We start from the raw sequence: 23662 nt of genomic DNA on the forward strand, positions 1-23662 counted from the left end.
AGATGCGAAATGGCCTCAGCCCGAATGCCGGAAGTGTACGATCTCTCCGTCGTGGACCACGTATTCTTTGCCTTCCAGTCTCAACGAGCCGCGCGCGCGGGCCTCGGCGAAGCCGCCGGCATCCACCAACTCATCATAGGTAATCACTTCAGCACGGATGAAACCACGCTGAATGTCTGAATGGATTTCGCCGGCGGCGTCGAACGCTGTCATTCCTTCGCGAATGGTCCAGGCGCGGCACTCGTCCTCGCCTACAGTAAAGAACGAGATCAGGCCCAGCAGTTGGTAGCTGGAGCGAATCAGCCGCGCGATGGCCGACGCCTTCAGCCCGTAACTGGCCAGGAATTCGCCTGCTTCCTCGTCGCTCAATTCGGAAAGCTCCTCCTCGACTTTGCCGCACACGGCGGTGACGGCGGTGCGCGGCCGCTGCCTCAGCCCGGCCTGGTGCGCAAACTGATCGGCAGCGTTGGCGCGGGGCGCGTCCTGTTCTCCCAGGTTCAGCACGTAGAGCATGGGCTTGAGGGAGAGAAAAGTGAATCCACGCAGGGCGCGTTCTTCCTCAGGCGTCAGATCGAGCTCGCGCAGCGGTTTTTGCGCTTCCAGGGCTTCCTTCGCCTTCAACAGGGACTGATGTTCCTTTTCAAGAGACGTGGTTTTCTGCTTCTTGATGTCCTTGTCCAGCCGCTCCAGTCGCTTTTCAACGATCGCCAGATCGGAAAGCACAAGTTCAAGTTCGACGGATTCGACGTCGCGTTTGGGATCGACTGTTTCATTCTCGGCAGGAATAGCAGGGTCCTCGAAGGCGCGCACCACGTGCGCGAGGGCGTCCATTTCCTTCAATGCGGCAGAATGCGTTCCGGTCCGCGCCAACTGGATGACGCTGGCCGGTGTATCTACGTACTCGATGCTGGCGTGGACCACTTTTTTTGGATTGAACATCCCGGTCAGGCGGTCGAGGCGCGCGTCGGGCACCTTCACGACGCCCAGGCGAGCTTCCGGCTTGCCGCTGGCCAACCTGTTATCCTGGGCATGGGTGAGGATTTTGAACAAGGTTGTCTTGCCCACCATGCTGAGGCCTACAATCCCAGTCTTGAGCACAACTTCCTTTCGACTTTGCTGATGAGGTGTAGTGATTTCCAGAACTGTCAAACTTTCGATACTAACACATCAGCCCGACGGTGTAGAGGTTGGGAAGGCGGTCACGCGGCGCAGGTACGCATTGACAAAGCAGGTTTGGGTTGCAGGAGGAGAGAGGGAGCCGGCGGTGGCGAGGGTTCCGCCGGCCCTTGCACGGAAATGGAAAGGTTCAGGCTGCTCTGGTTCCGTGAGCAACTTCTGAAGTGGCCACGCTTGGCGCGGTCACCCTTTCAGGAAACTCGGCAAAGCCAGTTCGGGTCTTTGCCATCATTTTGCAAACAGCAGCGATCATAAACGCACTTGAGAATGCGCCGAGGAACGCGGGGATGATGTACTGGCCGCCAATGGCGACACCGGCAAACCAGTGGCCCAACACCGGCGTGGCAACCCATGCTCCCAGCCAGCCCAAGATCCACTTGGCAAAGAATCCATCAACACCGCCGAGAAAGCGATAACGAATGCCACTATGGATTACGATTGCCGCGATAAAACTGATGATGAACAGTGTAAGAAACGCTCCAAATCCCATTCCAATCATTGAAGTCACCTCCTGTTGAATTTTCGAACATTCCGGGCGCCGGACGGGCCGAAACCCGGAATTTCGGGCCCGCATATCGTGCACAAGGTCAGGGTGGAACACGGACAACGGGTTGTTCAAATTCCGCCCTTAAATACGATTTACTTTTGTTGCGAAAAGGTTGTCCGCGGCCAGCACTTTCAGTTTGTTGAGGAGGAAACGGGCACAGTGCCCAGCCTGTTCTGGCCCTTGCGGCGTGGAAGGCGTCGTAAGAGCGAATGAACCGAGTTGATGAGTGCAGCCAGGTGAGAGGCATCGCCTATCTCCCGCGCGAGCATCGGTTCGCTCGTCTCTTTTACACAAACGATTATCTCACTTTGAGGCGCAGCCGTCAAGGGGAATATAGCCTCGCGCCGAGGCTACGCCTGGCGGCAAGCAGAACGTGCTGCGCGTCAGAAACGCCCGCGGGCCCTCTCCTTGTGGGGAAGAACTTCCAGGCAAGTGGTCCACCAGCCGGTGGTGATCGTTTCGGCAAATTCTGCTGGCAGGTTTTCCGCTCGCATTTCACCGGCCAGCTTTTCAAAGTCGTACTCGACGGGAATAAATTCCACTTTCACACTAGCGCCGCTGATGGTCAGCAGCGTGTACCAGACGTTCGTGGCGCCGTCATTTTCCGGCCGGCCCAGCACTCCGACGTTGATGAAGTGGCGCTTCTCCGGCAGCTCGCGGTGCCATTTGATGCCCGAATGGGTTACGCAACCGATGTCGGCGTTTGCCTGGGCCAGAAGGTATTCGAGAAAAGCATCGGGGCTGGTGGATTCCCAGAGGAATTCGTTCATCCGGCGGGGCGATCCGTGGCACAACAAGACCGACCTGCCTTCAATCTCAAGGCGGAGCGCCTCCGGCAGGGTGCGCAGCCAGGCCTTGTTGTCTGCTGACGTGTTCCTGAAGGTGTAGTTATAGCTGAGGCGCGCAAAGTGATTGTCGCGCGGGTCGGTGTATCCGCACTGGCAGTCAGCGAGTCCGCCGGCCAGAGAATTGTCATAGTTCCCCTGGATGCATTGCACGCTGTTCTCGCGCAGGAGCGGATAGACGCGGTCGGGATGAGGGCCAAACGCGCCCAGGTCGCCGAGGCAGTAGAGGCCGTCAGCATGGCGGCGGCGGGCATCATCAAGTGCCGCTTCAAGCGCCAGGTAGTTGTTGTAGATGCCGCCGAAAAGCGCAAGCCGTTTCATGGAAGTTTATTCGCACCCGCTTCTGACGCGGGGCCCTCAATCAGCGAACTCACATTGCCGCAGATCGTTCCGTAGTGGTAGCAGGTGACGCAGGCGTTGTGGCCCAGCGCAAAGTTTGGCCGGGCATCGGCGAGAGTTTGCCCCAGCCGGGCGTCGGGCTTCTCCACCAACAGCGGACAGACCCAGATGCCGCGGTCGGTAACAACACGAGAATTCGAGCACATCAGCAGTTCACGGTCAAAGCCATCCAGCATCTCTTCACTGAGCAGCGAGCCCGTATCGATTCCAGCGCGGCGTTCGAGTTCGCGGCCCAGCGGCAGGGCAGGAAGCACCTTGATGCGCGGACGGTCGTATCCGGCGGCGCGCAGAATCGCGGAAAACGCGGCCAGGGCATGAAGCTCCTCGTCGTCGCTCCAGGTTCGTACCACGGTGACCAGCGGCAGCAGGCCGCGCCCGCTGAGGCGTCGCACGCCTTCGAGCGCGCTATGAAACACGCCCTCGCCGCGGATGGCGTCATTCATCTCTTCTGTGTAGCCATCCAGGCTGACGCGAATTTCGAGCGAATACCTTGCCGATCGCTCGATGGCCGCCAGACGGCCGGCGATTCGGTCGTTGATTAACATGCCGTTGGTCAACACCGTGGTTGGCGCATGTTTCAGCGCAAACGCCAGCATCTCCGGCAGGCGGGGATGCAGAAAGGGTTCGCCGCCGGTGAAGAATATTTCTTTCACCCCGGCATGGGCCGCGCATTCGATTTCTTCGCGTATCGTTTCAATACTGAGGAAGCCGAATGTCCTCACGTTGGGACCGCTGTTGTTGAAGCAGTGTAAACAGGCGATGTTACAAAGTGTTCCGCTCACCTGGAACCAGAGATTGTCGAGGTGGGTGAGGGTGACTTCAGGAAAATTCATGCCTCGATGCTTTCTCCTCCCAGAATTTCCAGTGCCTTGCCGCGCCCTTCTGGTCCCCACAGAATCCACGGAACCATGCCGGCGACGCCCAGCACGTAAAACCCGCCCAGCACCGCAAAAGCGTCCATGATGGAGACCCGCTCGGCCAGCGCCACCAGGATGAGCGGCGAGATCGCTGCGCCGATCCTGCCAAACGCTACGGAAAATCCGATGCCGGTTGAGCGCAATCGGGTCGGGAAGATTTCAGAAAAGGTCGGGTAGGCGGACACCCAGCTTCCGGTCGCGCAGAAATTCACCACTACGAAAGCCGCCAGCACTCCTTCCGCGCTCCCGTGGAGCGTCGCCACGCCCATCACCAGCATGGAAACCGCGGCCAGCAGATAGAAGAGCGTCACCGTCCACTTGCGCCCGGCCTTGTCCAGCGCCACGGCTGCCAGCGCGCCGCCCGCCACCGCGCCCAGATTTCCGATCAGGAAAAACCACGGCGCCTTTTCATCTGCAATGTTAACATGCGGTAAAACCACCAGCGGCAGGAAGGCGAAGATGCCGTAATAGCCCGCGGCCTCTGAAAAGTCGAGCAGCGAACCGAGCGCCAGCCGCGCGGGGTGGTCGCGCATCAGCAGCCACACCTGGCTGAAAAATCCAGCCGAGATGCTTTCCGAGCGCTCCGTCTGCGAAGCGGTCAAATCAAAATGGTCCGCTCGCGCCTCGATTTGCTGCATCACTTGCAGAGCTTCCTGGCGGCGGCCACGCTCGAGCAGCCAGCGCGGAGACTCCGGCAGAATCCTGCGCGCCCAGACAGTAAACAGGGCGACGATGGCGCCGAGGCCAAAAGCAAACCGCCATCCAATCGACGGCGGCAGCAGGTTGATGAAGTAAAGGCTGAGCAGCGCGGCAAGAATTGCGCCTACCGGCCAGAAGTTCATCACCGTGGCGTTGGCGCGGCCGCGAAACCGCGCGGGAATCATTTCTCCGATGGCGGCATTGATGGCGGAATATTCCGCGCCGACGCCGATGGCCGTCAGGAAGCGGAAGACCATGAAGAAGTAATAGCCCGGCGAAAGCGCCGAGATCACTGTGAAGCCGGAGTAGAGCAGCAGGGTCAGGATAAACAGCTTGCGGCGGCCGAATCGGTCTGCAAGATAGCCGAACAGCAGCGCGCCGATCATGATGCCGATTAGCCACACCGTCACCAGCGCCGAGGCCTGGACGTCGGTCACCTGCCACAGCTTCTTCAAGATGCCGAGCACGTTGCCGATGACGTTCACTTCAAACGCGTCGAGCAGCCAGCCGATGCCGAGCGCCAGCGTCACGCGCGAATGGAAACGCGTCCAGGGCATGCGGTCAAGCCGCTCGCCGATGCCGGCGGTCGTTTTGCCTTCATGCTCAGCTCGAATTGGCATTCCTCCAGCAGGCTGACGAAAAACTCCGGCCGTAGCGGCGAGTTCATCTCGCCATATAGCACACCCGTAGCAGCGAACCCGCCGGGGCGGGGCCGCCAAGTGGCGGCGTAAAGCCGCCGCTACATTGTTTCAGCGCCTCTCAAAAATGGTACAGCAGAACCAGGTTCAAACTCCGGTCAAGAGTTGTTGGCTTCATTACTGAGAGCTCCCGCCAGAAGTCAAATTCATAAATGAAGGTCAGATTGTCGGCGAGCCGGATATTGATGCCCGGCTGCAGGATGTATTCCCGCCGCCCGCTGAGGCCATGGTAATTCGCCTGGCTGTAATTCAGCCGTGGCTGATAGCGCCCGCGCGCCCAGCGGATGCCCTCAAGAGTATAGGTGGCATCCTGCGGCGGCTGAACGGCCTGGCCGCTGACCGTCTGGCGCAGCACTTCGCCATAGGCCAGCACCGGGCCGAGCTGCAACGTTGCGTCGGCTGCAACCTGGCGCCGCCGATTGTGTGGCGCCGTGTCGCGCTCGATGGTGCCCTGGGCAAACGATCCTCCCACGTTGAGCGATGCCCAATTGTTGAAATGCCACACCGGCGCAAAACGTGCCGTCACGTCGTTTTTGGCGCGAGCGCCGGGTTCAGACACAAAGTCGCGGCCCGGCAGCGAACCGTTGACAGGCGCGTTGGTGGAGAAGTATTGCAAGGAATATTCCGCGCCCAGGCGGCCCGAAAGCTCGTGCGAGCCCTCGAACCCGACGCCAAATTCCGGATCGAGCATGAATCCGTCAAAATATTCGATGTTGCCAAAGAAGGAATCGTCCCATTCGAGGCCCACGCGCCGGTAGAAGCTGCCTGCCTTGAACTCTCCGTAAGCCGTCCGATAGCGGACGTAGCCCTGCTGCAGCCAGGTATTGCCGGGATAAAAGCTGCGAAGCTTCGTGGTGCGAAGACGGTAATCGGCGTGGAAGCCCCATGGCCCTTTCTGCCCATCAACAAGCGCCGAAAAAGCGTAGAGCTCAAATTTGGGCCGCGCGCCGGAAATGCCGAGCGGCACGTACTGGTAGAGATAAACATCACCTCCAAAATGGACAGGAGCAAGCGCGGCGCGGATGGTTTTCTCAGGCTGTGGGCGCGTTTCCTGTTTAACTGGCGCTGCAGCGCTGGTTGCCGCTTGTGTTGAAGGAACCTGGGCATCACCCGTGGTTGCCATTGCCGTTGATTCGGTTTTGGCAGCGCTCTGGGCCGGCTTTGAGTTTCCGTTGTTTGCCGGAATGGCAGCCGTTTTCTGCTGGCCCAGCAGTGCCCGGACCTGCTGCTCCAATTGCTCGATGCGCTGGTTTTGTTCGGCCACTTGCTTTTCGAGCGCCAGGATCCGGCCATCTTCCGAGAGCGGTTCGGTGTCCGATGCAGGCGTCTCGCCATGGGCCGCGAGCGCGAAGCCCAGCGCCATCACCACCGCCAACCATCCACGAACGAATGAACGTCGCATGTGTATACTCCACTCTTGTTGTCCCGCCCAATCAGAGGGAACTCACCAGCATCCAGAAGCTGTAATAGAGTTCATAGAATACCGCAGCCGCTTACGAAGTCGTGCAGCAGATTATTGGAAAATGCAGCAATCCGTTGAACTGTTGCGGAAGTATTAGCGCACTTCTTGGGGGCCCGCCACAGCGGACGAGGCAGAGAATTCTTGCCTGGCACGGGACTGTCGGAAAGAGAAAAGAAGCGGAAAAGCTTGTCAGAACAGGCGGAAGCTGACTTCCACCATCACCTTGACGGGCACAGCGCCGCCGTTGCGCATGGCGGGTTTGAACTTCCAGGTCTTGACGGTGGTCTCAGCGTTCTCGTCGAGCCCCATGCCGAGCGGCTTCACCACCTGCGCATCGGTCACATTGCCCTGCGCATCCACCACAATCCAGAGAACCACCGTGCCCTGGTATTTGGCTTTGCGGGCCTGCTCGGAATAGGGAGGCTCAGGTTTGTAGATCGGGATCGGGGCGCTGACGTTGCCGCCCACGCTGTAGACGCCGCCACCTGTATTTCCGCCCTCGCCAGGACCAAAGCCGCCGCCTTTGCCGGGCCCAACTCCAGTCCCCTGGCCGGTGCCAATTCCTCCCCCAAAACCCGAACCGGCGGAAGGCGGCGCCGCAACGCCTTGGAGCGGATCACCAAACTGAACGTTCTTCGCCATATCGGGGAGCTTCATTTCCGGCGGCCCAAGGATTGTGGGCTTCACGGGCAGGATAGGCTGGACCTTGGGAATGGTGACCTCAGGCGGCGCCATCTGGATCTTCGCCATTTCCGGTATCTTGCCTTTTGACGGCGGGGTTGGAGTACGAGCGCCGCCACCGCCACCGCCGCCTGCCTTGTTGGCGGATGGCGGCAGTTGGAACAGGATAGGGGAAATATCCGTCACCACAGCGCTTTTCTTCGGGGGATTCAGCATCTGCGAGATGTAATAAGGCAGAATCAGGGCCAGGATTACGACGGTATGGACCAGGACGGAGTTCACCCATGAGGTCCGCTGGAGCTGGTAATCCTGCCAGATGTCGGGCGGATATTCACGCTTTTTGAAGGCGAAGATTCCGGCGGTTTCTCCCACAAGGTAACCGCCGATGACGCCCAGCACGATCATTTTCGGCCCGGCGAGCCAGAACGCGACGCTTCCGCCGGCGATGGCAGCCACGGCCCCGCAAAGCGCGCGCTTTTTTTCCTGCGCACGATTAAAAATTCCGATCGGCTCGGTCGGCTTCTCAAACAACGACTTGATCTGCTGGCCGAAGTCGCGATACCACGGACGCATTTCCGTGACGGGAAGCACGGCCCCGGCGCGAGCATACTCGGCGGGAATTTTCATCCTGGAGGCACGGCGCCACTCGCGGAAATTTTCACGCAGCGAGGAAAAGAACCCCGGGGCTTCCGGGATGGTGAAAGTAAAGCCTTCGCGCGAGGATTTCGAGGACCCGTTATTGGCCTGGCTCCTGGCAGGACCTGCTTGGGTGTCAATAGTCGGCATCAATTACCTTTACCCGGGCCCCACTCCTGGCCGGTGGTGAATCTCGTAGGATATGATGTGACTGCCAAGCCCGGAGTTGTACCCCAGATTTGAATCTACCCGACGCATAACAGCAATAGCAACAGCTACATTGTATCATGGCGAAGCTTTTACAACCTGGTGACAAATTCCAGTCATTTGGGCCTCACCCACATCCAATTTATACCACGATCTAAGGATGCTTGATCCAGAAGTTAGGTTTCATGTTAATTGCTGGCCGGCTTTGCCACCTCCGGAATGCGCCGGAACGTCTGTGCTAACATGGTGACTTCCGGTCGAAGACGCCGAGGGGCGCGGCAAAAATGGCCAGCAAGATGGACGAAGCTCGAATGAAGAATTTCGCCGTCAACCGGCAGGCCGGCCATTATTACAATTTCCTTGAAAAATTTGAAGCTGGAATGGAGTTGCGCGGGACCGAGGTGAAGTCAATCCGCGAAGGGAAGGTGAACCTGAAGGACAGCTACGCCGCAGTGAAGGGCGGGCAGGTCTGGCTGATGAATTGCCACATCAGCACGTACAGCTCCGGCAGTTATCTCAATCACGATCCGGTGCGCGAGCGGCGCCTGCTGCTGCACCAGCAGGAGATCAATAAGCTCGCTTCCCGCACGCAGGAGAAGGGCCTGACGCTGGTCCCCACGCGGCTCTACCTGAAAGGGAACAAGATCAAGTGCGAGCTCGCTCTGGCCAAAGGGAAAAAGGTTTACGACCGCCGCGAGACCGAACGCCGCCGCACCATCAAGCGCGAAACTGAAAAGGCCATCCAGGACTACCGCCGTCGCGCCGGCTGATTGTTTTCGCCGTGCCCCACGGGCTGGTTGCTGAAAAACCGAGGTGTCATGCTGAGCGAAGCGAAGCATCCCCGTAGTTGCCTGAAAAAGTAATGCCGAGCTTCTTCGCTCCGCTCAGAATGACAGACGTAAGAACCTTTTTTCAGCAACGGGCCAGGGATTGGCCCCAGAGCAGCACGTGGCAGCAATTCCGGTGGAAGGAGCAGAACGCCATTGAAGATTGATCTGCAGCAAGAGTCTCCGGCGGAGCTGGCCCTGCCGGCCGTCACGGCCTGGTGTTTTGAAGACAATCCGATCGCCAGCGGCACCGTAACTCTGCTTCCGGAGGAGACCCGCCGGCTGCTGGCTGAGTTGAAGGAAAGCGGGGAATTGAAGGGCAATGCCCACGAGCGGACGCTGGTCCACCGCCCCGCGGGGCTGGCCGCCAGCAAGCTGCTGGTGATGGGTGCGGGAAAAGAAGAGAAGTTCAGGCCAATGCATCTGGGGCGCCTGGCGGGCGCCGCGGTGCGCTACCTGCGCGCGCGAGGAGTCCGCGAGATGGCCTGGCTTGCCGGGAGTGAAACGGGGGCGGAGCAGGTGCAATGCCTTGCCGAAAGCGCCGTCATGGCAGATTACGATTCCGACGTTTACCGCACGGAGCGCAATGGCGATTTCCGCATCGATAGCTTCATTCTTGCGGGTGAAGGTCTGGCGGTTTCGGACGAGCTGAATGCAGCGATCGAGCGCGGGCAGGCAATCGCGGAAGCGGCAAACTTTGCACGCTCGCTGGTGAACGAACCCGGCAACCGCATGACGCCAACCATCCTGGCGCGAAAGGCGCGCGAATTGGCGTCGCTCGCGGGCCTTGAATACCAGGAACTGGGCGAGAATGAAATTCGCAGCCTGAAGATGGAGGCGTTCCTGGCGGTGGCCCAGGGCAGCGAGGAGCCGCCGCGGCTGCTGGTGCTCCGCTACTTGCCTGCCGGCGCGCCGGAGTCGCCGCTGATTGGCCTGGTGGGCAAAGGAATCACTTTCGATTCAGGCGGCATATCCCTCAAGCCCAGCACGGACATGCACGAGATGAAGACCGACATGGCCGGCGGCGCCACCATGCTGGGAGTGATGCAGGCGATTGCACGCATCAAGCCCAATGTGCGCGTCATCGCCGTCATTCCGGCAGCGGAGAACATGCCCAGCGGCAAAGCCTATCGGCCGGGCGACGTGATCACGTCAATGTCGGGCAAGACGATCGAGGTGCTCAATACCGACGCGGAAGGCCGCCTGGCGCTGGCCGACTCCATCACCTACGCCCGCCAGCTTGGCTGCAACGTTCTGATTGATGCCGCAACCCTCACCGGCGCGGTGTCCGTGGCGCTGGGAAAAATCATGACAGGAGTGTTTGGCCGCGACCAGCAGTGGGTTGAGCGCGTGATCTCAAGCGGAACGCAAACGGGCGAAAAAATGTGGCAGTTGCCGGTGGACGACGATTACCGTGATCTCTATAAGAGTTCGATTGGCGACATTGCCAACACGGGCGGCCGCCATGGAGGCGCCATTACGGCAGCGATGTTTGTGGGTGAGTTTGTAGGCGAGACGCCCTGGGTCCACCTGGACATCGCTGGCACTGCGTGGTCAAACGACGAAAAGCCCTGGCTGGCCAAAGGTCCCACCGGAGTCCCGGTGCGCACGCTCGTCCATCTGCTGACCCACCTGGCCGAGTAGCGGCAACCGCTGGCTTAGGAGCGGGTAGTGAAGAGTCTCGTTATTTCGAGACTCTTCGGCTTTTGGTCAGATTCGGGGCTGGCGCATCACGCTTCGTCTTTCATCCTTCATAATTCAGAATTCTAAATTTTCCTTGCTACCCTTCGACTGGCGCGGGCGTGGTTCCGCCCCATCGCTCGGAGACAACCATCCCTGCCAGAATGAGGGCGAAACCAAGAAACTCTTTTCCGCCAAAATGCTCACCGATAACGATGATTGAAGTCAACATGGCGAAAACGGGCTCCAGCGCAAAGATCAGGGCCGTGTGGGCCGGCGGGGTGTATTGCTGCGCCCACACCTGGGCGCTGAAGGCAAAAGCGGTGGCGAAGATCGCCGTCACGAAAACAGCGAAAACCAGGCGGCCAGTCCAATGCAGGGTCGTGGTGGGGACAAACGGCGCTGCCAGGATGGCGATCGTCCCGACAACCATGATTTGTCCCGGCGCAAGTTGCAGAAATGAAATGCGGCGCGAGTAGGCACCGAGCAGCACGATATGAATGGCGAATGAAATCGCCGCGAACATTGTCAGTATATCGCCGCGATTCACCGCTCCAATCCCGGAAGGCACAACGAGGAAGTAGATCCCCACCAGGCCCAGGCCCGCCGCCGCCATGATTCCCCGGCCCAGGCGGTATCCGAAAAAAACTGAAATCAGGGGCACCATGATGACGCTGAATCCCGTGACGAAGGCGCTCTTGGAAGGAGTGGTGTAAAGCAGTCCCCAGGTTTGAAAGGCGAAGCCGGAAAAGAGCACCATTCCCAGCAGCAGGCTGGGGAGGACAGCCTTGCGCTCAATTCGTCCCCGCGCCATGACCCACCACATGAGCAGTCCCGCCAGCAGGAAACGCAGGGCGATAAACACCAGCGGCGCGGCATCCGACAGGGCGCCCTTGACGATCACAAAGGTTGCGCCCCAGAAGAAGGTCGCGGCTACCAGAAGCACTTCCGCTTTCGTGCGTTTACTCAAATCGGAAAACCCTGAATGTGACAATTTCGCTCAAATTCATATCGTCCATCTGGCGATGCACACTCCCTTCGTCTTGATTACCGATGTTTGTGGTGTTCAAGCGACCAGCGCACGCGCTCTGCCACGAAGGCGGAAAAAGGTCTGATGTCCATCTCGATGCTGGCGCGGTCGAGCGCGGTGAGGTAGGCATCGCGGTCGTCAACGCGGATAACCGTCCAGGGGTAGCCGCCCGAAGCCAGCACCACGTTCATCAGGAAACGAGCCATCCGCCCGTTGCCGTCAGGGTAGGGGTGGATGTAGCCGAACAGCCAGTGGCCGAGCACGGCGCGCACGCCCGGCTCCGTTTCCTTTTCCAGGAGGTCGAAGAGCACCGGCATGGCCTCGCGGGCTGCTTCCCAGCGTGGGGGAACAAAGCGCGATGTGCGAAGGTATACGGGGATATTCCGGTATCCCGCCAGAGCACCCGGCTCGATCAGGCCTGACGTGACGCAAGGCTGGAACAATCCACGGTACCACTCCTTGTGCATCGCGCGCGCAAGCGTACCGGGGTTTTCGCCCGCGATCACTTTCCGTATTGTCGCTTTGACCATCTGGAATGCCTGCCAGTAGCCGCGCGCCGCCAGCGCGTCACGGCTCTGACGGTCATCACCGTCATGCTCGGGACTCCAGTTGCCCTGTCTCACTTTCTCGATCACCTCCGGGGTGACCGAGTAGCCTTCAATGGACAACGAGTGGTAGGCGTCGCTCTTATAGATCTCGTCAATACGGTGGAGGTATGCTTTTTTGTCTTTCGGGAGTCCCGGCGGCTTCGGGAAGTGTTCGATGACGGCTTCGCGCGTGGATTCCCACAGCATTTCAATGCGCCCTACGATGGGGGCCGCAGCCCGGCGCGGTATGCCGAATATCTGCACAGCGTCGAAGGGATTGCTTTCCCGCACATCGTAGCCCGCGCTCTTCATCGTGCCGATGATCTCATCCGCAAAAGCAGGGCGTCCGGTCTGGCGGAAGGCCCCAGCCAGATAGCCCGCTTTCGCGGAATGGCCGCCATTAAGCAAAAGGCGCAGCAGGTCGGAAGGCTCACGGAGGCTTGCCAGCACCACCTGTGTTTCAACAGGGCTGCGGGCGAAGAAGGATTCCGCCACCCTCACGAGCGCCGCCGCCGGCGAGAAAAGCCGCAAGCCATCCCTTGTCACCAGATCGCTTGCCACCGGCATCTCCTGTACCTTCAGGTCATAAAGCGAGGTCCCGAAGGGAAACCCGATCGTATTGTTTGTGCCCTTTGGACTGTTAATTACGACTTGCTCCGGGATGACCGTCTTCTCGCCGTGCAGCCAGAGCGACTGCTCCGTCGAGAGGTGCCACTCGTTCCCGAAACGCTCGTTGCAGTAAAGCGCGCAGAATTCCCAGAACGACGCATACCAGGGTGTGCTGTCGCCGGGGCGCGCGCTCGGGCCCGATGAAATCAGCCAGCCTTTCATCACGTCCTGCAAAAAACCGTTTGCCACCAGCCGTTCGCGGTGGACCCTGCTCAGTTCGTCCGACTTGAATACACGTCTTCCTCCTTCCTGAAGCGTCTTCAGGACATCGAGGGATTCTGCGAGTTTTCTAGGCGGGGTCGCCATATTTGTCTTCCCGGCTTGGGGCCCTCCGTCGGGCGAAAACAAGTGTATTCTGTTGTGCAATCACAAGTATATTGTGTTGTGACAATGCAAGTCAATAATGCCGTTTGGTTGCAAGTATATTATGCATCAACCCAGATTGTGCCATTAAACACAGTGGCTTATAAAGTTCCCTCTCATGGCGGAATGAAACTAGAATATTCGGCCTTTGGCCTGTTCATTTTTGAGGTTTAGGTTTTCCTTCTTACCCTGGTCTCTCTACCCCTGATTGGCTAAATAACCAGTCGGCGCAGGGTGGAGTAAAGTAATATAACTCCTTCTCAGGGGATTGCCGGAAGGGTCTTTGCGTCTGTCATTCTGAGCGCGAGCGAAGAATCTCGGCATTTATTTTCGGCCAAATACGAGGATGCTTCGGTTCACTCAGCATGACAACATGGCCCCTCTCAGCAACCTGCTAAAGCAGAATTGCTTTAAGCCATTCTTCCTTTTGAAACCTGTGACGGAGCGGGCAAGGCATCATGAAAATCATTGTGATTGGGTATGGGCGGGTTGGTTCGCAGTTCATCAGAAAAGTGGACACCGCTGCGCACCAGGTTGTGATTGTTGACAAGGAGCGTTCCGCGCTGGAGCGCGGCAAGCCGCCCGAGGGCGTGCGGTTCCTTTACGGCAACGCGATTGACGAAGACCTGTTGCGCGACGCGGGCGCAGAAAGCGCGGACATCCTGCTGGCGCTGACTCGCGATGAAAACACCAACCTGATGCTGGCGCAGATTGCGCGGGTGATTTTTAACGTGCCGCGCGTGGTGGCGATTGTTTATGATCCTGACCGCGAATCGTATTTCCACGAAGCCGGCGTTGAAACTCTGGCGATCACGGCGGCCGGCGCCGAGCTGCTTTCGGCGGGGCTGACGGGCGCGGCGGTAAAATCCTCTGTCCCGGCAAGGGCGCTGCGTCCGGTGCCGGTCACCAATCCGCGCGTGGCGCAGCGTCCGCTGGAAGCGCACGACGGATCGTTCTACGTTCTGGTTGTTGGCGGAGGGCTGGTGGGTTACTACCTTTCCCGCTCGCTGCTGAAGAACGGCCACGAGGTGACCATCATTGAGAGGAATCGCGCCACTTACAACCTGATTTCACAGCAGGTCGATTGCCCGGTGGTGCTGGGGGAAGGATCGTCGGCGGAGGTGCTGGAGCATGCCGGGGCGGCGAGGGCCGACATCCTGTGCTCCGTTACCAACCACGATGACGACAACCTGATCTCCTGTCAGGTGGCGAAGTATCGCTTTGGCGTTCCCAAGACAATCGCGCGGGTGAAGAATCCAAAGAACGAACCGCTGATGAGGCGGCTGGGCGTGGACGTAACCGTCAGCGCCACGGCGGGCGTGTTCAGTGCCATCCGAAATATGGCGCCGAAATCTCCGGTGATTTCAGTGGGCAATCTGGCGTCGTGCTCGGCGGGCATCATGGAATTCCGCCTGACAGGGCCTACAAAGCTGGCCGGAAAGAAAATGAAGGCGATCAGCCTGCCCTCCGGATGCAAAATCATCGGCATCGTCCGGGGAGGGGAAGTTCTGACGCCGAACGATTCCACCGTGTTGCAATCCGGAGATACGCTGGTGGGATTCGTTCCTCATACCCAGGAAGAGGCGGTCCGGCAGATCCTGTTGAAGATCTGATCCCAGTTCATCCGGCCGGATATCGGACTGAACAACCAGCCGGAGACGATCAGCGACACGGCTTTAAGCCTTCAGCGTAACCCTGCAGAACGCTTGACTTTACATGCGTTCCGGCACGTCGATCCCCATGAGATTGAGCGTCAGTGTCAATGTCCGCTCGACCACCTGGACCAGGAAAAGCAGGAATGTCTGCCGCCCAGGGTCTGCCTCGCGAAGAATATGGAAGCGGTGGTAGAAATTGTTGAATGCCTGCGCCAGCCGGAAGGCATACTTGGCAACCACAGCCGGTTCGGTGGAGGAGATAGCCTGCTCCGCCACCATCTCGAGGTGCGCTGTGAGGACCGCCAGTTCCCAGAACGCGGTACCGTCCTCGCCCTCAAAGTGCCTGGTCAATTCAGCAACCGACAGTTTTTCCGCCAGCGATCCGGGCTTGAAGCCCTGATGATCGCCCGCGTACTTGCGGAAGATGTTGCGCGCCCGCACGATGGTGTATTGCAGGTACGGCCCGGTTTCGCCTTCAAAGGCCAGCGCTTCTCTGAAATCAAACGCGATGATTACCTGGCGCGAGAACTTCAGCAGGAAGTAGCGCAGCGCGCTCACGGCAATCATGCGGCCGTAGGCAGCCTGCTCGGCGGGGTCGCTTGTCATCTCGCGGGAGCGAACTTCCTCTGAGGCTTTCTCCACCAGCATGTCGATCAGATCATCGGCCTTCAGCCCCAGGCCCTTGCGCCCGGACACTTCAACGTAACTTCTCTCCAGGTCTTCCGGGCGAAGTGCATATCCCATTTCCTGCGCGCAGGACGGCGAAAGGCCCACCACTTCGTAAGCAAAGTGGTGCAGGTGTTCCGCCTGGTCATGGAACCCCAGCGCTTTGAATGCAGCCGCCACAATGTTCTGCAGGTAGGCCTGGCGCGTGTCGATCACGGCGTAGGCTTCGGAGGCGTGCCCGAACTCCGGCGCGCCCGTTTCCGGCCCTTCGCCCGTGCGCCAGACCGTCTGGCCATCGCTGTAGCGGTAGAACGGTGCATAAGAAAAATCCTTTCCCAGCAGGCCAAATTTCCACATGTGGTAGGCAATGTCTTTTCCCACATACGTGACCGTTCCGTTTGAACGCACAATGATCTTCACGTCTTCCGCTGCGGATTCTTCCTCGATCTTTTCGGACTCCGCTCCGCCCAGGTCCATCACCCAGCAGCCGGCGTTCTTTCCTGCGGTTTCAAACCGAATGGCGCCGATCTGCTTCATCCGTTCAAAGGCGCTCTTCCAGAAATCGAGCCGCAGTATTTCGCTTTCCTCCACCAGCAAGTCGTAACGGACGTTGATGCGCTGCATGGTTCGAAGGTGCAGTTTGACGATGGCGGTTGAAATCAGGCGGGCCATCTCGGCGGCTTCGCCTTCGCCTTCTTCGATGGCCTTCAGGGTCTGGGCGCGAATTTCCTTGTCGCCGCTCTCGGCGTAGAAGCTGGAGACCCGCGCGTAAAGGTCCCAGCAGTAGTAATCAAACCGGACGTCGTTGTCCTCGGCCAGTTTCCGGACGTCGTCAATGCTCTTCCGCTCAAGTTGCCGGAACCCTACCACGACGTCCGCCACCTGCACGCCGGTGTTGTCAATGTAGTTCTGAATTTCCACGTGATGCCCGCGGAAGCGAAGCATGCGGACGAAGGCATCGCCCAGCACCGCGTTACGCAAATGGCCGATGTGCGCCGCCTTGTTGGGATTGATGCTGGTGTGTTCGACGAGCACCTTGCCAGGCTGGACGGATTCAGGAGGGGTGGGGAAGCTGCGCACATGGAACAGCGCCGATGCAAGCGCAGCGCGGTCGAGATGAAAATTCAGATAGCCCGCTCCGGCAACGCTGACGCGATCTATTCCCTCAATGGGGAGCAACTGGCCAGCCAGTTGTTCGGCAATCTTGCGCGGCGGCTGCCGCAGCTTTTTTGCCAATTCGAAACAGGCGGCTATCGAAAGGTCTCCCAGTTCGGACCGTGGCGGAAAATCAAACACCGGGTCACTGGCTTCCAGATTGAAGAGCTCCCTGACCTTTTCCAGATACCTCTGCCGGATTCTGCGCTGAATCTCCAGGTACACCGTAGTTATCCTCGCTGGCGCGGGTATTGAGTTGGTCCGCTCGGCCCGCTGCGTCGTGGCGAAACATCTGCCTGATGTGTAAACCAGAGATTATAGCAAATGCGTTCTTCTTGCCTGGGCTAATCCCTAACTCGGAGGGCGGGAAGAAAATATTACATGCGTGGCGGTGACAATTGCTCCTCGCGGGAGATCTGGCACACAACTCTGGGAAACGACAAATTGAACAGCTTACTCGGATTATCAATGACTTGAGGCGATTAAGGGGATGGATGCCTGATTGCTCGGCTCAGTATACGGTGCTGGGCCCCTCCAATGACTTGGAGAACTTCGCGCCCGAAGCATCTGTGGATTTCAGGTTGACCGGATTTCGCGCCCAGCCACAAATCCCAGATCAAACAAGGCAACAGCCTTTCTGGCGCCTGCATCTGTGGATTAAAGCCGCGCACTATGCCCTGAAGGCGGGCATAACAAACAGAGCGCACCGAAGGCTCATGCCTTGAAGGAGGAAAGAGTCTATGAAACGAGCAATTTTGTTCAGTACGGCTTTGGCTGTTTTGTTTTGTCTAAGCGGGTTGCCACTGATGGCCCAGGGTCGGAGCGGCGGCGGAATGGGTGGAGGTGGCGGAATGGGCCAGGCGGGGCAATCGGGCCAGGGTGGCGGACCAGGCGTGGGCCGAAGGCCCATGGACAACGGGCCGATGGGCCGCGAGCCTGGGGCGGAGAACCCTGGTATGGACCGTGGGCGGAACGGCGGAAATAACGGGCCGACTATTACCCAGAAGACGCCATCAGAGTTGCTCGCACAAAACACAAAGTTGTCGAGCAAGGTGCAGGATCTGCTGCCGTCGGGTACCAACGTTCAGGACGCTGCCTCCGGCTTCAAAAATCTCGGAGAGTTCGTGGCGGCCGTTCACGTCTCGCACAATCTCAACATTCCCTTTGACCAGCTTAAGGGCAAAGTGACAAGCGGAGACACTCTCGGCAAGGCCCTGCAGGCTCTCAATCCCAACCTGAGCCACAAGGATATCAAGTCCGAGGTAAAGAAGGGCAAAGAACAGGCCAAAGAGGACATGAAGACCTCGCGCAAGTCGTGATCGTTTGTTCGCTGTACCTGCCGCCGCTTCGGGGAATTCTGCCGATGGGCGGCAAGAAGCGCCTTCGTACCTGTTGAAAACGCAGTGCCCTGCCCATGCGGCGCCAATCTGCGCACACCGTGGCGGACCGTCTGGGCCAGGGCATTGCCCCCCGCTTCGCCGCTGGCGGCTGCTGAAGAGGCGCTAGTTCGCCAGGCCGGACATCGGCCGCTGGAAATCCGGTGTATAATTTCTGCTGGGCCCCGCGTAATCCGCTTCGGGCGTACGGCTCGGGCGCGAGGAATTAAGGATGCAGATTGGTGTGCGCCGGCAGTTGACTGTCCTGGCGATTGTCGTAACGCTTGGCGTTGGCATCGCGATCGGCGCGCTCATTTTCCACGGCAGTCGCGCAGTTCATTCGGCAGGCGACCCGGCCGGGCCCCAGCCGCTGGCGCTGCCCTCGCCTGTAGATCTCTCCAGCAGCTTTGCGCGTGTCGCAGAGCAGATCGAGCCCGCCGTTGTCAACATCAACACGGAAACCACTGTTCGGGCTTCTGCCCGCGGTTTCGGTCCTCGCGACGGTGATGATTCGCTGGACGATTTCTTCAACCGTTTTTTCGGAAGACCAGGTGGCGGTCAGGAAGACTACCAGCGGCGGAACCTCGGCTCGGGCATCATCCTTGACCCACGCGGCTATGTGCTGACCAACTATCACGTTGTCATGCAGCGAGACCCCGACAAAGAGGTGGACCGCATCGAGGTCTATCTGCACGGCGGGGATGGCTCACACTACAGGGCCACGCTTGTGGGGGCCGACAAGTGGACAGATCTCGCCGTCATCAAAATTGATGCCGGCAGGAGCCTTCCGGCTGCGCAGTTTGGGGACTCATCCTCGGTGAAGGTTGGCGACTGGGTGCTGGCCATCGGAAGCCCCTTCGGCCTTGAATCAACTGTGACAGCCGGTATTATCAGTGCCAAAGGGCGCGAAATAGGTCCCGGCAGGGAGGAACAGTTCAAGCGCTACATTCAGACCGATGCCGCCATCAATCCCGGGAACAGCGGAGGCCCGCTGGTGAGCATGACCGGCCAGGTGATTGGCATTAATACCGCTATCGCCACCAGCCGCGGATCGAACGACGGCGTGGGCTTTGCGATCCCGTCGGACACGGCCCGCGCCATTTACAATTCCCTTATCGCTTCCGGAAAGGTGCAGAGGGGCGCCATCGGCGTCACGTTTCTCGACCAAAGCAATCCTGCCCTGCTGCGAAGCTTTGGGGCCGATCACGGCGTCGTCGTCAACAATGTCGAGCCTGGCAGCCCGGCCGCTAGTGCAGGCCTGAAAATGGGTGACGTGATCCTTTCGATCAATGGCCAGGACATCGGTTCAGGGGACGATCTGGTCGAACTCATATCGCGCAGCAAGGTCGGCAGCAGGTTGCAGGTGGAGTTACTGCGCGAAGGGAAGCAACAGACGGCCTTGGTAGAAGTCGCGGACCGTAACAGGATTCTTGCCCAGCAACAGGCGAGTCCTCCGCCAAACGACGCCCGGAGCGCGCCGGAAGAATCCGGAGGTGTTCTGGGAGCGAGTGTCCGGGACCTTACGCCGGACCAGTCCTCCCAACTGGCGAAGGCACTCCATCTCCCGAAGCCGCAGGGCGTCCTGGTTGCTAGGATCATTCCCGAAGGCTTTGCTGCTGAACTCAACGTGCAGACCGGGGACATCATTCTCAGCATCAACCATCATCCGGTTTCCTCGTTGGAGGATTTTGTGCGCCTCCAGAGCACTCTGCGGTCGGGGCAGGATGTCCTGCTGCTCGTCGCGCGGCATGCGGGAGGGTCCTTTACAACCATGTTCCTGGCCGACACTTTGCATTGAATGAAATGACCGGAATTTCCCCCAACCCGCGTCTGCTGGTCCGTTGGGCGCTCTCTATCTTTGCGGCGCTATTGCTTATCCCTGGTCTGCCGCTGACTGCAAAACAGAAGCAGCGATCTCATGCGGCGCACCGGCGAAGCCGGAGCTCGAAGGCCACTCGCCGGTACAAGCAGGTCCATATCCAGCCTGAAAGGGTGCGGGAAATTCAGGAAGCTTTGGCCAAAGCCGGCGTCTATCACGATGAGCCCAGCGGCCAGTGGGACACCGCAACCCGCGACGCTATGCGTGAGTTCCAGAAACAGAATGGGTTCTCTCCAACAGGCCTTCCAGAAGCAAAGCCTCTACTGCTTCTCGGGTTGGGGCCGCACCCCTTGCCGCCAGGACTCGCACCTTCGCCTGCATCGGACCCCGAGGCCAGCTCTGAAAGCCATCGCAGCGCCACGGAAACTGATGAGGCTGCCGCTGCCCCAGCGACAAAATGACCGGCCTCCTGAAACCGAAAATCTGCATCTAACACAAGCGTGGGAGGTTACTCTGCGGAGAGACTCTGAACGGAGTCGGCTCGACTGGATCGCGGGACCGATGCTGGCTGCGGAACCGCGAAGTCCCGGCTTCAGCATAGAACGCGCCGGTCTCGCTGATTAGCACAACGCAGGCGGAAATCCGGTGTTTGCGGTCCCATTGACTGCCGCCTGGCTCGAACCTGGATAGGTTTAGAATGGAGGACCTTGAATGAAGATACGCTTTCTTACGGCTGCGCTGATTCTAGCTGCCACTGCTGTCCCAGCCCTGGCCGCATCCGGCCGCCAGCAGGATGTCGATCGCATCCGCAGCTCCAGATTCGCTTTTGAAGACATCATGAATGCGCCGGACAGGGGCATCCCGCAGGAGTTGCTGGGTTCTGCCAAATGCATCGCAATTATTCCTGGAGAAAAAAGCGCCGCGTTCGTATTTGGCGGAAGCTACGGAAGGGGCCTGGTGACGTGCCTGGCAGGCGACCACTGGAGCGCTCCTGCGTTCCTGTTGGTGAGCGGCGGCAGTTTCGGGTTCCAGATCGGCGGGTCATCCACCGACCTCGTAATGATCTTCAGAAACCGCGGCGGCATGGACCGGCTGCTGAGCGACAAGTTTAAGGTGGGCGCTGATGCCAGCGCCGCGGCGGGCCCGGTGGGAAGGCGCGCTGCGGCAGCCACGGACGTCGAGATGCACGCGGAAATTCTGACCTACTCGCGCAGCCGGGGGGTCTTTGCCGGCGTCAGTCTCAACGGCGCAGTCGTAAAGCCAGACAGGGACGCAGACATCGCCATGTATGGCGCCGATATTGAACCGGCTTCTATCCTGGGCGGACACGTGGAGGTCCCTGCGGAAGCGGCGGGCCTCATCAATGTGATAGCCCGCGACGTCCGCGAGGCCGGAGGCAAATAGACTCCATTTTCAGGTGTCGATCTGCGCTCTTTGCAGCCTGTCGCTGTAGTCGATGTAGATCGATTTCCACTCTGAGTAGAAATCGAGTGCTGCGGTGGCGGCCTCGCGATGGCCGTTGCCCGTCTGCTTGGTTCCCCCAAACGGCAGGTGGGTTTCCGCCCCGATGGTTGGCGCGTTTACGTAGAAAATCCCCGTCTGCATCTCCTGCATGGCCTTGAAGGCATTGTTGATATTCCGCGTGTAAATGGATGAAGATAGACCGTATACGGTGCTGTTCCCAATCTCGATTGCCTCCTCCAGGCTGGAGCAGGGAATCAGGGAGACGACTGGGCCGAAAATCTCTTCCTGGCTGATTCGCATCGCGGGAGTGCAGTCGGAAAAGACGGTGGGCGCAAAAAACCACCCGCCGTCATATTCGCCGCCGGTCAGGCGCTTTCCTCCGCAAACCAGCCGGGCGCCCTCCCCGATACCGATTTCAATGTAACGTTCCACCGTCCTGAGTTGGGCCTCGTTAATCAACGGTCCCACTTGAGTCTTGGGATCCGACCCGCTACCCACCTTCAAGTTCCGTGCTCGCTCGACAAACCTGTGCTCAAACTCCCGGTAAACACCTTTATGAATGACGATGCGGCTCGAGGCCGTGCAGCGCTGGCCGCTGGTTCCAAAGCCGCCCCAGACGGCGCCGTCGATTGCCAGGTCAAGATGGGCGTCGTCCATCACCAAAATCACGTTCTTGCCGCCCATCTCCAGGCAGACATGCTTGAAACGCTCCGCCCCGGCGTGGGCCACCTGGCGGCCGGCTTCCGTAGACCCGGTGAACGAAAGCACCGGAACCTCTGGATGCCCGGTGAGCGGCGCGCCTGCTTCCGGGCCAAATCCGCTCACGCAGTTCACCACGCCCGGCGGCAGGCCGGCTTCTTCCAGCGCCTTCACCAGATTGAAGGCCGACAGAGGCGTATCCTCCGCGGGTTTGAGCACCAGGGTGTTTCCACAGATCAGCGCCGGCATCATTTTCCAGGCGGGGATGGCCATCGGAAAATTCCAGGGTGTAATCAGGCCACAGACGCCGATCGGGCTTCGGACTGTCATGCAGAATTTGCTGGGAAGTTCCGATGTGGTGGTATGGCCAAACAGGCGGCGGCCTTCACCGGCCATGTAAAACGTCATGTCAATGGCTTCCTGAACGTCCCCGCGGGCCTCTTCGAGTGGTTTGCCCATCTCTCGTGTCATGTCGCGCGCCAGAGCTTCCTTCCGCTCGGTGAGCAGGCGTCCGGCACGGAACAGGATTTCAGCGCGTTGGGGAGGCGGGGTCCGTCTCCAGCCTGGGTAGGCTGCTTTCGCTGCTGCGACCGCCGCATCGATGTCGCCGGCGTTCGACCGCTGAAATGATCCGAGACAATCATTCAAATCGGCCGGATTGATATTCTTGAAAGTGTCGCCGCTGACAGATTCAACCCACCGGCCACCAATGAAATTTTTATAGATTTGTTCGTTGTTCATGCTTCCTCATATTCTGCCGGCAAACTTCAAACCAGCCCGCGCTATTCTGCTTCAATCTCATTGGAGCACGGCGCGGGGGCCAGCACAACCGGCTGAGGGCTGGTTGGCTGAGGTCCCTCAGGGCTTTACCTCGGAGGTCGGAGCTCCAGCTCCGATGTTCGCTGCACCTCCATCCAGCGGGCTTCAGCCGCTGAAGCAATCATCGGGAAATTCTGAAGCACGGACCCGCTGCTCCTGACTTCTGACTCCTGACTTCTGACTTCTGGCCCCTGACTCCTGCCTTCCAGCCTCTCCCGCCGATTTTGCTTGACTTAGTAGGCTAGCTATGGTAGCCTTAACAGAGTGGTTCCCGGTAAGGCGCGCGGCCGGGCGCAAGTCTTGCAGAGAGGCAGGCAAAACCTGCCAGGTTAAACATCGACATTGGCGGTGCAGGATCAGGGAATGAAGCGGGGTGTTTGTAGCGCGGCCCATGGTTGGCCCAGCGGTTTTCTCAGTGGCCGGTAGACGAATGCGTGCCGGCAAGGAGCGAATTTTTGCAGTCCCCAAAAAGGCACTTTTCGCGCTGGTTTTGAGGCAAATGGGACAAAAAAACACGTTTTTTGAAAAACGAACCGGAGAGGTTGTTGAAAACAAAGGAAAATTGCCAAAAAACGAACCGGAAACG

Annotated in this window: 18 protein-coding genes; 7 read left to right on the forward strand and 11 right to left on the reverse strand. The window is 59.3% G+C overall.

Going from position 1 to position 23662, the window contains the following annotated elements; genetic code table 11:
* Window positions 1-15 precede the first annotated feature (15 nt).
* The 7 genes from ychF to VFQ24_00655 form a co-directional block, all read right to left on the reverse strand.
* Window positions 16-1098, reverse strand: a complete 1083-nt coding sequence (gene ychF / locus VFQ24_00625) for a redox-regulated ATPase YchF (protein ID HET9176844.1) — start codon at window positions 1096-1098, stop codon at window positions 16-18.
* A 208-nt stretch (window positions 1099-1306) separates the two neighbouring features.
* Window positions 1307-1675, reverse strand: a complete 369-nt coding sequence (locus VFQ24_00630) for a hypothetical protein (GenBank protein HET9176845.1) — start codon at window positions 1673-1675, stop codon at window positions 1307-1309.
* A gap of 431 nt (window positions 1676-2106) precedes the next feature.
* Window positions 2107-2889, reverse strand: a complete 783-nt coding sequence (locus VFQ24_00635; protein ID HET9176846.1) for a metallophosphoesterase family protein — start codon at window positions 2887-2889, stop codon at window positions 2107-2109.
* Entirely contained in the window at window positions 2886-3800 is a 915-nt protein-coding gene (locus VFQ24_00640) for a radical SAM protein (GenBank protein HET9176847.1), read from the reverse strand. Before VFQ24_00640 ends, VFQ24_00635 begins: the two co-directional genes overlap by 4 nt.
* On the reverse strand, window positions 3797-5203 hold the full coding sequence (locus VFQ24_00645) for an MFS transporter (GenBank protein ID HET9176848.1): 1407 nt from the start codon (window positions 5201-5203) through the stop codon (window positions 3797-3799). The genes VFQ24_00640 and VFQ24_00645 overlap by 4 nt, the downstream gene beginning before the upstream one ends.
* 139 nt (window positions 5204-5342) lie before the next feature.
* Window positions 5343-6683, reverse strand: a complete 1341-nt coding sequence (locus VFQ24_00650) for a hypothetical protein (GenBank protein ID HET9176849.1) — start codon at window positions 6681-6683, stop codon at window positions 5343-5345.
* Between the two features lie 249 nt (window positions 6684-6932).
* Window positions 6933-8210: a TonB family protein gene (locus tag VFQ24_00655; protein HET9176850.1), complete on the reverse strand. Its 1278-nt coding sequence runs from the start codon at window positions 8208-8210 to the stop codon at window positions 6933-6935.
* A gap of 341 nt (window positions 8211-8551) precedes the next feature.
* Between VFQ24_00655 and smpB the strand changes: the two genes are divergently transcribed.
* Window positions 8552-9037, forward strand: a complete 486-nt coding sequence (gene smpB / locus VFQ24_00660) for an SsrA-binding protein SmpB (GenBank protein HET9176851.1) — start codon at window positions 8552-8554, stop codon at window positions 9035-9037.
* Window positions 9038-9250: 213 nt separating this feature from the next.
* A complete protein-coding gene (locus VFQ24_00665) occupies window positions 9251-10738 on the forward strand; it encodes a leucyl aminopeptidase (GenBank protein HET9176852.1) in 1488 nt (495 codons plus the stop codon).
* Between the two features lie 136 nt (window positions 10739-10874).
* Here the strand turns inward: VFQ24_00665 and VFQ24_00670 are convergent, their stop codons facing one another.
* The gene (locus VFQ24_00670; protein HET9176853.1) at window positions 10875-11744 is read right to left on the reverse strand and encodes a DMT family transporter; all 870 of its coding nucleotides are present in this window, start codon (window positions 11742-11744) and stop codon (window positions 10875-10877) included.
* Between the two features lie 77 nt (window positions 11745-11821).
* Window positions 11822-13366 carry a Fic family protein gene (locus tag VFQ24_00675; protein ID HET9176854.1) on the reverse strand — a complete coding sequence of 515 codons (1545 nt, stop codon included), beginning with the start codon at window positions 13364-13366 and terminating at the stop codon, window positions 11822-11824.
* A 515-nt stretch (window positions 13367-13881) separates the two neighbouring features.
* Between VFQ24_00675 and VFQ24_00680 the strand changes: the two genes are divergently transcribed.
* A complete protein-coding gene (locus VFQ24_00680) occupies window positions 13882-15036 on the forward strand; it encodes an NAD-binding protein (GenBank protein ID HET9176855.1) in 1155 nt (384 codons plus the stop codon).
* Between the two features lie 99 nt (window positions 15037-15135).
* Here the strand turns inward: VFQ24_00680 and argS are convergent, their stop codons facing one another.
* Window positions 15136-17124, reverse strand: coding sequence for an arginine--tRNA ligase (gene argS, locus VFQ24_00685; protein HET9176856.1), 1989 nt, complete (start codon window positions 17122-17124; stop codon window positions 15136-15138).
* 515 nt (window positions 17125-17639) lie between these two features.
* Between argS and VFQ24_00690 the strand changes: the two genes are divergently transcribed.
* The 4 genes from VFQ24_00690 (at window position 17640) to VFQ24_00705 (ending at window position 21498) form a co-directional block, all read left to right on the forward strand.
* Entirely contained in the window at window positions 17640-18218 is a 579-nt protein-coding gene (locus VFQ24_00690) for a hypothetical protein (protein ID HET9176857.1), read from the forward strand.
* Window positions 18219-18507: 289 nt separating this feature from the next.
* Entirely contained in the window at window positions 18508-20073 is a 1566-nt protein-coding gene (locus tag VFQ24_00695; protein HET9176858.1) for a Do family serine endopeptidase, read from the forward strand.
* A 5-nt stretch (window positions 20074-20078) separates the two neighbouring features.
* Window positions 20079-20555 carry a peptidoglycan-binding domain-containing protein gene (locus VFQ24_00700; GenBank protein ID HET9176859.1) on the forward strand — a complete coding sequence of 159 codons (477 nt, stop codon included), beginning with the start codon at window positions 20079-20081 and terminating at the stop codon, window positions 20553-20555.
* 250 nt (window positions 20556-20805) lie between these two features.
* On the forward strand, window positions 20806-21498 hold the full coding sequence (locus VFQ24_00705) for a lipid-binding SYLF domain-containing protein (protein HET9176860.1): 693 nt from the start codon (window positions 20806-20808) through the stop codon (window positions 21496-21498).
* Between the two features lie 9 nt (window positions 21499-21507).
* Here the strand turns inward: VFQ24_00705 and VFQ24_00710 are convergent, their stop codons facing one another.
* Window positions 21508-22998, reverse strand: coding sequence for an aldehyde dehydrogenase family protein (locus VFQ24_00710; GenBank protein ID HET9176861.1), 1491 nt, complete (start codon window positions 22996-22998; stop codon window positions 21508-21510).
* Between the last annotated feature and the right edge of the window lie 664 nt (window positions 22999-23662).

The organism is Terriglobia bacterium, from assembly GCA_035712365.1.
Taxonomy (GTDB): Bacteria; Acidobacteriota; Terriglobia; order UBA7540; family UBA7540; genus SCRD01.

Coding starts and splice junctions, on each gene's coding strand:
- VFQ24_00705 (HET9176860.1), top strand. CDS start 20,806: ATGAAGATACGCTTTCTTACGGCTGCGCTGATTCTAGCTGCCACTGCT.
- VFQ24_00640 (HET9176847.1), bottom strand. CDS start 3,800: ATGAATTTTCCTGAAGTCACCCTCACCCACCTCGACAATCTCTGGTTC.
- VFQ24_00690 (HET9176857.1), top strand. CDS start 17,640: ATGAAACGAGCAATTTTGTTCAGTACGGCTTTGGCTGTTTTGTTTTGT.
- VFQ24_00635 (HET9176846.1), bottom strand. CDS start 2,889: ATGAAACGGCTTGCGCTTTTCGGCGGCATCTACAACAACTACCTGGCG.
- VFQ24_00695 (HET9176858.1), top strand. CDS start 18,508: ATGCAGATTGGTGTGCGCCGGCAGTTGACTGTCCTGGCGATTGTCGTA.
- VFQ24_00645 (HET9176848.1), bottom strand. CDS start 5,203: ATGCCAATTCGAGCTGAGCATGAAGGCAAAACGACCGCCGGCATCGGC.
- VFQ24_00650 (HET9176849.1), bottom strand. CDS start 6,683: ATGCGACGTTCATTCGTTCGTGGATGGTTGGCGGTGGTGATGGCGCTG.
- VFQ24_00675 (HET9176854.1), bottom strand. CDS start 13,366: ATGGCGACCCCGCCTAGAAAACTCGCAGAATCCCTCGATGTCCTGAAG.
- VFQ24_00700 (HET9176859.1), top strand. CDS start 20,079: ATGACCGGAATTTCCCCCAACCCGCGTCTGCTGGTCCGTTGGGCGCTC.
- VFQ24_00680 (HET9176855.1), top strand. CDS start 13,882: ATGAAAATCATTGTGATTGGGTATGGGCGGGTTGGTTCGCAGTTCATC.
- VFQ24_00710 (HET9176861.1), bottom strand. CDS start 22,998: ATGAACAACGAACAAATCTATAAAAATTTCATTGGTGGCCGGTGGGTT.
- VFQ24_00655 (HET9176850.1), bottom strand. CDS start 8,210: ATGCCGACTATTGACACCCAAGCAGGTCCTGCCAGGAGCCAGGCCAAT.
- VFQ24_00630 (HET9176845.1), bottom strand. CDS start 1,675: ATGATTGGAATGGGATTTGGAGCGTTTCTTACACTGTTCATCATCAGT.
- smpB (HET9176851.1), top strand. CDS start 8,552: ATGGCCAGCAAGATGGACGAAGCTCGAATGAAGAATTTCGCCGTCAAC.